Origin of the sequence: Agromyces sp. NPDC056965 (genome assembly GCF_042673425.1) — a bacterium.
Taxonomy (GTDB): domain Bacteria; phylum Actinomycetota; class Actinomycetes; order Actinomycetales; family Microbacteriaceae; genus Agromyces.
In genome coordinates, this window is sequence record NZ_JBHURI010000117.1 from 1 (window position 1) to 9,255 (window position 9,255).

9 protein-coding genes are annotated in these 9,255 nt (G+C 70.8%); 3 read left to right on the forward strand and 6 right to left on the reverse strand.

Annotation, left to right across the window (positions count from 1 at the left end; genetic code table 11):
• Positions 1-41 precede the first annotated feature (41 nt).
• Both ACFTQE_RS19035 and ACFTQE_RS19040 read right to left on the reverse strand, forming a co-directional pair.
• Positions 42-878 carry an ABC transporter permease gene (locus tag ACFTQE_RS19035; RefSeq protein WP_376926544.1) on the reverse strand — a complete coding sequence of 279 codons (837 nt, stop codon included), beginning with the start codon at positions 876-878 and terminating at the stop codon, positions 42-44.
• 5 nt (positions 879-883) lie between these two features.
• On the reverse strand, positions 884-1,792 hold the full coding sequence (locus tag ACFTQE_RS19040; RefSeq protein ID WP_376926545.1) for an ATP-binding cassette domain-containing protein: 909 nt from the start codon (positions 1,790-1,792) through the stop codon (positions 884-886).
• A gap of 130 nt (positions 1,793-1,922) precedes the next feature.
• Between ACFTQE_RS19040 and ACFTQE_RS19045 the strand changes: the two genes are divergently transcribed.
• Complete coding sequence (locus ACFTQE_RS19045) at positions 1,923-2,921, forward strand: TetR/AcrR family transcriptional regulator C-terminal domain-containing protein (RefSeq protein WP_376926546.1); 999 nt, start codon at positions 1,923-1,925, stop codon at positions 2,919-2,921.
• Positions 2,922-2,943: 22 nt separating this feature from the next.
• On the opposite strand, the gene prmC is transcribed toward ACFTQE_RS19045, so the two are convergent.
• Complete coding sequence (prmC, locus tag ACFTQE_RS19050; RefSeq protein ID WP_376926547.1) at positions 2,944-3,828, reverse strand: peptide chain release factor N(5)-glutamine methyltransferase; 885 nt, start codon at positions 3,826-3,828, stop codon at positions 2,944-2,946.
• An 87-nt stretch (positions 3,829-3,915) separates the two neighbouring features.
• Here prmC and cysK point away from each other — a divergent pair, with 87 nt between their 5' ends.
• Together cysK and epsC are read left to right on the forward strand one after the other, a co-directional pair.
• Positions 3,916-4,851, forward strand: a complete 936-nt coding sequence (gene cysK / locus ACFTQE_RS19055) for a cysteine synthase A (RefSeq protein ID WP_376926548.1) — start codon at positions 3,916-3,918, stop codon at positions 4,849-4,851.
• Between the two features lie 89 nt (positions 4,852-4,940).
• Positions 4,941-5,519, forward strand: coding sequence for a serine O-acetyltransferase EpsC (gene epsC, locus ACFTQE_RS19060; protein WP_376926549.1), 579 nt, complete (start codon positions 4,941-4,943; stop codon positions 5,517-5,519).
• A 75-nt stretch (positions 5,520-5,594) separates the two neighbouring features.
• On the opposite strand, the gene prfA is transcribed toward epsC, so the two are convergent.
• The 3 genes from prfA to ACFTQE_RS19075 form a co-directional block, all read right to left on the reverse strand.
• Positions 5,595-6,671 carry a peptide chain release factor 1 gene (gene prfA / locus ACFTQE_RS19065; RefSeq protein WP_375837141.1) on the reverse strand — a complete coding sequence of 359 codons (1,077 nt, stop codon included), beginning with the start codon at positions 6,669-6,671 and terminating at the stop codon, positions 5,595-5,597.
• A 7-nt stretch (positions 6,672-6,678) separates the two neighbouring features.
• Positions 6,679-8,883, reverse strand: a complete 2,205-nt coding sequence (gene rho, locus ACFTQE_RS19070; protein ID WP_376926550.1) for a transcription termination factor Rho — start codon at positions 8,881-8,883, stop codon at positions 6,679-6,681.
• A gap of 177 nt (positions 8,884-9,060) precedes the next feature.
• Positions 9,061-9,255: hypothetical protein (locus ACFTQE_RS19075; protein ID WP_376926551.1), on the reverse strand; the 195-nt coding region annotated here is incomplete at its 5' end.

The following is a 9,255-nucleotide window of genomic DNA, read 5'->3' on the forward strand; positions in this document are numbered from 1 at the left end:
GCGCAGGCGTGCGCCGCGGCATCCGCTGCCGTTCGACCGCGTCAGCGGCGACCCGCCTTGCGCCGGAACAGCCAGCCGCCCCAGACGACCGAGACGACGACGATGCCGACGCACCAGCCGATCGCCCACCATGCGGAGTCGCCGATCGGCGTGCCCATGAGCAGGCCCCGGATGGTCTCGATGACCGGTGTGATCGGCTGGTTCTCGGCGATCCACTGCAGCCACTCGGGCATCGTGTCGACCGGCACGAACGCGCTCGAGAGGTAGGGCAGGAACAGCAGGATGAATCCGTAGCCGCTCGCCGCCTCGGGGCTCGATGCCGCGAGGCCGATCGCCGCGAAGAGGTAGGTGATCGCGAGGATGTAGAGGGCGACGAGGCCGAGCACGGCGAGCCATTCGAGCGGCGTCGCGCTCGGCCGGAAGCCGACGAGGAGCGCCACCGCGATGACGACGCCCGTCGCGACGAGGTTGCGCGCCAGGCTCGCGACGACATGACCGGTGGTCACGGCTCCGCTCCGCAGCGGCATGGTGCGGAACCGGTCGATGATGCCCGTCGTCATGTCGCGGGAGACCGAGATGGCGGTCGACGAGGCGCCGAATCCCGCGCAGAGCAGGATGATGCCGGGCACGACGTAGTCGACGTAGCCGCCCGACGGGTCGATCGCGTTGCCGAAGATGAAGGTGAACATCAGCATGAGCATCGTCGGCAGCAGCACCGCCATGAGCATGGCGTCGACGTCGCGCACCGAGTGACGGAAGCTGCGGGCGATGAACGTCGACTCGGCCGTGAACGGGCCGAGCTTCGCTCGGGCCGGCGCCGGCGCGAAACCGGCGCCCGGCGTCGCCGAGGTCGTGGTGGTGGTCGTCAGGGTCGTCATGTCGGTCACTTCGATTCGATGAGTTCGGGGGCGGATGCCGCTGAGCCGGCGGTGATCGCGAGGAACACGTCGTCGAGGCTCGGGCGGCGGATGGACACCTGCGCCCCCGCGGCCGCCGAGGCGGGCGAGCGGTCGAGCAGGTCGATGGCGGCGCGCAGTCCGTGCACGCTGCCGTCGGTCGGCAGTTCGAGCAGCAGTTCGCCGTCGGCGCCGCGGAGCTCGACGACGTCGCCGCCGATGCGCGCCTTCAGTTCGTCGGCCGTGCCCTCTGCCGCGATGCGGCCCCGGTCGAGCACGGCGATGCGGTCGGCGAGCCGGTCGGCCTCCTCGAGGTACTGCGTGGTGAGGAAGACCGTCGTGCCGGCCTCGGTGAGCCCGCGGATGACGTTCCACAGCTCTTGACGGCTGCGCGTGTCGAGGCCCGTGGTCGGCTCGTCGAGGAAGAGGATCGGCACGTCGACGACGAGGCTGAGGGCGAGGTCGAGACGGCGGCGCATGCCGCCGGAGTAGGTGCCGAGACGGCGGCGCGCGGCATCCGCCAGATCGAAGCGTTCGAGCAGCTCGGCGGCTCGGCGCCGTGCCTGCTGTCGGCCGAGCCCCGAGAGCCGGCCCATCATGACGAGGTTCTCGGTGCCCGTGAGCACCTCGTCGACGGCGGCGGACTGCCCCGTGAGGGCGATGCGCTGCTTCACCGGCTCGGGCGACGCCGCGACGTCGAAGCCCGCGACCCGAGCGACGCCGGCATCGGGCTTCACGAGCGTCGTCAGGATGTTGATGGTGGTCGTCTTGCCGGCGCCGTTCGGGCCGAGCAGGGCGAACACCGTACCCGCGGGCACGCTGAGGTCGAGGCCGGCGAGCACTTCGGTCGACCCGAATCGCTTGCGGAGCCCGTGCGTGTCGATCGCGACTGACATGGATCTCTCCTGTTCTCTCGTCTGCGTATGGTGCAAACTGTTTATGTAGTCCACTGTTGTTTAAGTAATACACAGTTCTAGACTGTCGTCAACACCTTCTCGAGATCGGACCCCTGTGAGCCCTGAGCGTGTGAGTCCCGAGCGACGCGACCCCGAACTCCCCCGAGGTGTCGCCCTCGCGTGGGGCGTCGCGGCCAACCCGCAGCGCGGGCCGAAGCGGGAGCTCTCGATCGAGCGCATCGTCGACACCGCCATCGAGATCGCCGACGCCGAGGGCATCGGCGCCGTGTCGATGAGCCGTGTCGCGGCATCGCTCGGCTTCACGACGATGTCGCTCTACCGCTACGTCACGAGCAAGGACGACCTGATCCTGCTGATGCAGGAGGGCGCGGCCACGCTGCCCGTGCCCGACGAGTCGGTCGAACGCGAGTGGCGCGCCGGCATCTCGGCCTGGGTGCGCGCGATGCGCGCCACCTACCGCGAGCACCCCTGGCTCGTCGACATCCCGATCTCCGGAGCGCCGATCACGCCCAACAGCCTGCTCATCGTCGACTGGTTCCTGCGCGAGGTGCGCGCACTCCCCCTCAGCGACGGCGAGAAGATGTCGGCCCTGCTGCTGCTCACGAGCTACGCCCGCGCCACCGGCGCGCAGGAGCGGGACCTCGGCGTCGCCGCAGCGGCAGCGGCCGACCCGGCCGACGTCACCGGGGCGAACTACTTCGAGGCGCTCGCCGAGCTCGTGACCCCCGAACGGTTCCCGTACCTGAGCCCGCTCCTCGCGGCAGGCGGCTACGTCGCGGAACCCGGCACCGGCCCCGACGAGAGCGACGACGACTTCTCGTTCGGGCTCGAGCGCATCCTCGACGGCATCGAGTACCACGTGGGGCGCGTCGAGTCGGGCGCCCCCGTCGACGCTCGCGTCGAGGAACCGCTGCCGCCGACGCTCGAGCTGCCGCGCGACAAGCAGGTCCGCGAGGCGGCGAAGGCGCGGCGGGAGGCCGAGAAGGCCCTGCGCGAGGCGCAGAAGCGTGAACGCGAGGCGATCAAGCACGCTCTCGAGCGGGAGAAGAACGCCGCCGAGCGGGAGAAGAATGCACGCGAGAAGGCGGAGCGGGCGAAGAAGGCCTAGCGGGGGCGCTCGGCACGACCGCTCAGCGCACGGCGGAGGTCGCCCGATCGCGCGTCGTCAGGTCGCGGTGGTGCGCGATCGCCCGCCAGCCGTCCGCCGCGAGGATCTCGGCGATCGCCGCCGACTGCTCCTCGCCGTGCTCGATCACGAGCGCGCCGCCCGGGCGCAGCAGCGCGAGCGCACGTCGCGAGAGCACCCGGACGACGTCGAGTCCGTCGGCGCCGCCGTAGAGCGCCTGCTCAGGGTCGTGGAGGCGCACCTCGGGGTCTCGCGGCATCTCGCGGAGCGGGACGTAGGGCGGGTTGGAGACCACGACGGCCACCCGGCCGTCGAGTTCGGGAAGGGCGTCGGCGAGATCGCCGAAGACGAGCTCGAGGTTGGGCGCAGCGACCTCTGCGACGTTGCGCCTCGTCCAGACGAACGCCTCGGGCGACTTCTCGACCGCCCACACCCTCGCATGCGGCACCTCCGTCGCGAGCGCGAGGGCGATCGCCCCGCTGCCGGCGCCGAGGTCGACGCCGATCGGTTCGGGCTCGGCCGCGGAGGCGAGCGCGTCGATCGCGAGCTGGGCGACCTGCTCGGTCTCGGGTCGCGGCACGAAGACCCCGGGGCCGACCTGGAAGTCGAGGTTGCGGAACGCCGCACGCCCCGTGATGTGCTGCAGCGGCTCGCGCAGGGCACGGCGGCCGACGAGTTCGGCGAGCGTCGCGACATCCGCCGCCTCGACGTCGGCGCCGACGACCATGCGCGCCTGCACCGCCCCGCGGGAGAGGCCGAGCACGTGGCCGATGAGGAGTTCGGCATCGACCTCCGGGTCGGGGACGCCGGCGGAGGCGAGCGTCGACACCGTCTCGTCTCGGAGCTCGCGCAGGGATCGCGCTCGGGCGTCGGGGGTCGTCGTATCCACGCAATGGAATGTAACGCACTCGCCTCCGTGCGAGCCGAAGCCTAGGCTGAGGCCGTCGTCCACCACCTGACCCGAGAGGCAAGCCACATGGCGCAGATCTACGAGAACATCACCGAGGTCGTCGGTCGCACGCCGCTCGTGCGCCTGAACCGGCTCACCGAGGGCGCGGGCGCCACGGTGCTCGCGAAGCTCGAGTTCTACAACCCCGCCGCGAGCGTCAAGGACCGCATCGGCGTCGCCATCATCGATGCGGCCGAGAAGTCGGGCGAGCTCGTCCCGGGCGGCACGATCGTCGAGGGCACGAGCGGCAACACCGGCATCGCGCTGGCACTCGTCGGTGCCGCTCGCGGTTACCGCGTGATCCTCACCATGCCCGAGACGATGAGCGTCGAGCGCCGCGTGCTGCTGCGCGCCTACGGCGCGGAGATCGTGCTCACCCCCGGCTCGGAGGGCATGAAGGGCGCGGTCGCGAAGGCCAACGAGATCGTCGAGGCCACGCCCGGTGCGATCCTCGCGCGCCAGTTCGAGAACGAGGCGAACCCGGCGATCCACTACGCGACGACCGGTCCCGAGATCTGGAACGACACCGACGGCGGTGTCGACATCCTCGTCTCCGGCATCGGCACCGGCGGCACCATCACGGGCGCCGGCCGCTACCTCAAGGAGCAGAAGCCGGGCCTCCAGGTCGTGGCGGTCGAGCCGGCCGACTCCCCCATCCTCACGCAGGGCACGCCCGGCCCCCACAAGATCCAGGGCCTCGGCGCGAACTTCGTGCCCGACGTGCTCGACCGCGAGGTCTACGACGAGGTCATCGACGTCGCGACGAGCGACGCCATCGCGACGGCACGCGCCCTCGCGACCGACGAGGCGATCCTCGGCGGCATCTCGTCGGGTGCGGCCGTCTGGGCCGCCCTCGAGGTCGCGAAGCGCCCCGAGAACGACGGCAAGACCATCGTCGTCGTCGTGCCCGACTTCGGCGAGCGGTACGTCTCGACCGTGCTCTACGAAGACCTGCGCGACTGATCGATCGTGAGCGCCCGGCGCGGCATCCGCTGATGCTGTCCCGGGCGCTTGTGGCATCCGAACGACGTGCGGACTGATTGACTTACGACGTGACCTTCTTCCGAGCACTCCGCGAGGACATCGCGACGGCGCGCGCGCACGACCCCGCCTCCCGCGGCAACCTCGAGGTGTTCCTCGCCTACTCGGGCCTGCACGCGATCTGGGGCTACCGCCTCGCCCACCTCCTCTGGCGCGGCGGGCTGCGCCTGCCGGCCCGGCTCGTCTCGCAGCTCGTGCGGTTCCTCACGGGCGTCGAGATCCACCCCGGTGCCACGATCGGCCGCCGGTTCTTCATCGACCACGGCATGGGCGTCGTGGTCGGCGAGACGGCGGTCGTCGGCGACGACGTCATGCTCTACCACGGCGTCACCCTCGGCGGGAAGGCCGCTCGCGGCGCCGACCGCGGGGCGAAGCGGCATCCGACGCTCGACGACGGGGTCACCGTCGGAGCGGGCGCGAAGGTGCTCGGCGACATCACGATCGGCGCGTGGAGCGCGATCGGCGCGAACGCCGTCGTCACGAAGGACGCCCCGGCGCACTCGCTCGTCGTCGGCATCCCCGCGACGTTCAAGCCGCTCTCGCACGAGACCGCAGACGCCGCTCGCGGCGTGCACGACTGGCACATCTGAGCGCTCGGCACCCTCGCCCCGAGACGACGGATGCCCCGGACACTCGAGGTGTCCGGGGCATCCGTCTCGCTGCGGCTACTGGTCGCCGAGGTGAGCCAGTCGCGCCTCTTCGTCGGCCTGGATGGCCGACTCGATGATCGGTTCCAGCGCGCCGTTCATGACCTGGTCGAGGTTGTAGGCCTTGTACCCGGTGCGGTGATCGGCGATGCGGTTCTCGGGGAAGTTGTACGTGCGGATGCGCTCCGAGCGGTCCATGGAGCGGATCTGCGACTTGCGGGCGTCCGACGCCGCGGCCGCGATCTCCTCCTGCTGACGCGCGAGGATGCGGGCGCGGAGCACGCGCATCGCGGCCTCGCGGTTCTGCAGCTGCGACTTCTCGTTCTGCATCGACACCACGATGCCCGTGGGCAGGTGGGTGATGCGCACCGCGGAGTCGGTCGTGTTGACCGACTGGCCGCCGGGGCCCGAGGAGCGGTAGACGTCGATCTTCAGGTCGTTCTGGTTGATGTCGACCTCTTCGGGCTCGTCGACCTCGGGGAAGACGAGCACGCCCGTCGTCGAGGTGTGGATGCGCCCCTGCGTCTCGGTCACCGGCACGCGCTGCACGCGGTGCACGCCGCCCTCGTACTTCAGGTGCGCCCACACGCCCTGCGACGGATCGGTCGCGTTCGACTTGATCGCGACCTGCACGTCCTTGTAGCCGCCGAGGTCGGACTCGTTCTGATCGAGGAGCTCGATCTTCCAGCCCTTCGACTGCGCGTACTGCATGTACATGCGGAGCAGGTCGCCGGCGAAGAGGGCGCTCTCGGCGCCGCCCTCACCGCCCTTGATCTCCATGATCACGTCGCGGCCGTCGTCGGGGTCGCGCGGGATCAGGAGTCGGCGGAGCCGCTCCTGCGCCGTGGCGAGCCCCTCTTCGAGCGCCGGCACCTCCTCCGCGAACGCCTCGTCCTCCTTCGCGAGTTCGCGCGCGGCGGCGAGGTCGTCCTGCGCCTCGAGCCACGCCGAGTGCGCGGAGACGATCCGGCTCAGCTCGGCGTAGCGCCGGTTGACCTTCTTCGCGCGCGCAGCATCGGCGTGGAGCGCCGGGTCGGCGAGCTCCTCTTGCAGCTTCGCGTGCTCGGCGAGCAGGCTCTGGACGGACTCGAACACGGATGCCTCAGCGGTGGTCGGTCTCGTGCCCGTGCGAGTTGCCGTGACCGGTCGCGACCGGCATCGACTTCTGCATGAGCATGAGGAACTCGACGTTCGACTGCGTCTCCTTCAGGCGGCCCAGCACGGCCTCGAGCGCCTGCTGCTGCTCGAGCCCTGCGAGGGCGCGGCGCAGCTTCCAGGTGATCTTGACCTCGTCGGCCGAGAGGAGCATCTCCTCGCGGCGCGTGGACGACGCGTTGACGTCGACCGCCGGGAAGATGCGCTTGTCGGCGAGCTGACGCGAGAGGCGCAGCTCGGAGTTGCCGGTGCCCTTGAACTCCTCGAAGATCACCTCGTCCATCTTCGACCCGGTCTCGACGAGCGCCGTGGCGAGGATGGTCAGCGAGCCGCCGTTCTCGATGTTGCGCGCAGCACCGAAGAAGCGCTTCGGCGGGTACAGCGCCGAGGCGTCGACACCGCCCGAGAGGATGCGACCGGATGCCGGTGCGGCCAGGTTGTACGCACGGCCGAGGCGCGTGATCGAGTCGAGCAGCACGACGACGTCGTGACCGAGCTCGACGAGTCGCTTGGCGCGCTCGATGGCGAGCTCGGCGACCGTCGTGTGGTCTTCGGCCGGACGGTCGAAGGTCGAGGCGATGACCTCGCCCTTCACCGTGCGCTGCATGTCGGTGACCTCTTCGGGGCGCTCGTCGACGAGCACGACCATGAGGTGGACCTCGGGGTTGTTGATCGAGATCGCGTTGGCGATCTGCTGCAGCACGATCGTCTTGCCGGCCTTCGGGGGCGCGACGATGAGGCCGCGCTGGCCCTTGCCGATCGGCGCGACGAGGTCGATGATGCGCTGCGTGAGCTTGGTGGGCTCGGTCTCGAGGCGCAGACGCTCCTGCGGGTAGAGCGGCGTGAGGCTCTGGAACTCGACGCGGGCCGCCGCCTCATCGGTGGTCTGACCGTTGATCGAGTCGACCTTGACGAGCGCGTTGTACTTCTGACGGCTGGTCGAGTCGTTGTCGCGCGGCTGCTTGATGGCGCCGACGACCGCGTCGCCCTTGCGCAGGTTGTACTTCTTCACCTGGCCGAGGGAGACGTAGACGTCGCTCGGGCCGGGGAGGTAGCCGGTCGTGCGCACGAATGCGTAGTTGTCGAGCACGTCGAGGATGCCCGCGATGGGGATCAGCACGTCGTCGTCGAGGATCTCGGGCTCGAGCTCGTCGCCCATGCCCTGGCCGCGACGCTTGCGGTCGCGGTAGCGGTTGCGACGGCCGCCTTCGCCGTCGAGCTGCGCCTGGGGGTCGCGCGACTGGCCGTCGCGGCCCTGGCCGTCACGTGCCTGGCCGTCACGGCCCTGCCCGTCGCGAGCCTGGTTGTCGCGGTCGCGGCCGCGGCCCTCGCCCTGCTGCTTGGACTTGTCGGCGTCGCCGTTCTGGCGGGACTCGCCGGACTTGGCGCCCTGCTCCTCGCCCTTGCGGCCCTGGTCGGCGTTCTGACGGTCGTTCTGCCGACCCGACTGGCGCTCGCCCTGCTTCTGCTCGCCCTTCTGGGCGTCGTCGCCGCGCTCGGCGCGATCGCCACGCTCGCCGCCGCCGCGACGACCGCGGTTGCGGCTGCGGCCCTGGCGGGGCTCTTCGGAGGCGGCGGTCTCGCCGTCGCCCTCGGCGGACTGGGCGCCGCGGGCGCCCTCACCGGTCGCTGCGGCGAGTTCCTCGCGCACTGCAGCACGAGCGGCCTCGCGGGCCTCGTCGGTCTCGGTCGGCGCCGCGGTCTCGGGCACGAGGCCGACACCGGCACCGCCGGCGTTGACGTGCTGCACGGCCGACGTGGTCGCGCTCGTGGCGCGACGCGGCTGACGGCGCTGACGCGTCGAGGTGGTCGCGGGCGCTTCGGCCACGGACTCGGCCGCTGCGGCCGGAGCCTCTGGCGCGGACGGCGCTTCCGGCTCTGCCGGTGCCTCGGTCGCAGCAGGCACGTCGAGTTCGACGGGAGCGATCTGCTCTGCCGTCGGAGCCTCGACCTGCGCAGCCGAAGCGGCGGAGCCGCCGTCGGCCGCCGAGGCCTGGTGCTCGGAGATCAACTCCACGAGTTCTCCCTTTCGGCGCTTCGAGCCGCCCGCGAGGCCGAGGGATGCGGCGAGCTCCTGGAGCTCGGCGACCTTCAGGGCGGACAGACGGGCGGTGTTGGCCACGCGATCGGCGTGGTCGGTTCCGTTGGTCACTGGGTATGTTCCTTTCCCCTGTCGCAAGAGTTGCGGATTCAGGAGAGCTGATCGCTGGCACGAACGATGCCGGTGCGCACGATGGCGCAGACACGCGCGAGAGCGAAAGCAATAGATTGCCGGGAATTGCACGAGCGAGCTGGGACGCGAACAGTGCGTCACCTGCCGGGTGCGTGCTCAGTCTACCATCACCGAGCCGTTCGTCCCGCCACACGACGCGCCTGTGGAGAGGATGCCGAACGGCGGAGGACCCGCGTTCGTCCGCCGGTCCGCCCCGACGCGCAATGCGCGCTGAACCGTCGCGCCCCTGAAGTCCACCCCGCGCCGCAGCGCCGGCCAGGCGGGGGCGGCGGGGGCCTCGACCAGGGCGGT

What these genes read in the sequence shown, in the direction of transcription:
- ACFTQE_RS19035 (WP_376926544.1), bottom strand. Translation starts at nt 878, where the DNA reads ATGACGACCCTGACGACCACCACCACGACCTCGGCGACGCCGGGCGCC.
- ACFTQE_RS19040 (WP_376926545.1), bottom strand. Translation starts at nt 1,792, where the DNA reads ATGTCAGTCGCGATCGACACGCACGGGCTCCGCAAGCGATTCGGGTCG.
- cysK (WP_376926548.1), top strand. Translation starts at nt 3,916, where the DNA reads ATGGCGCAGATCTACGAGAACATCACCGAGGTCGTCGGTCGCACGCCG.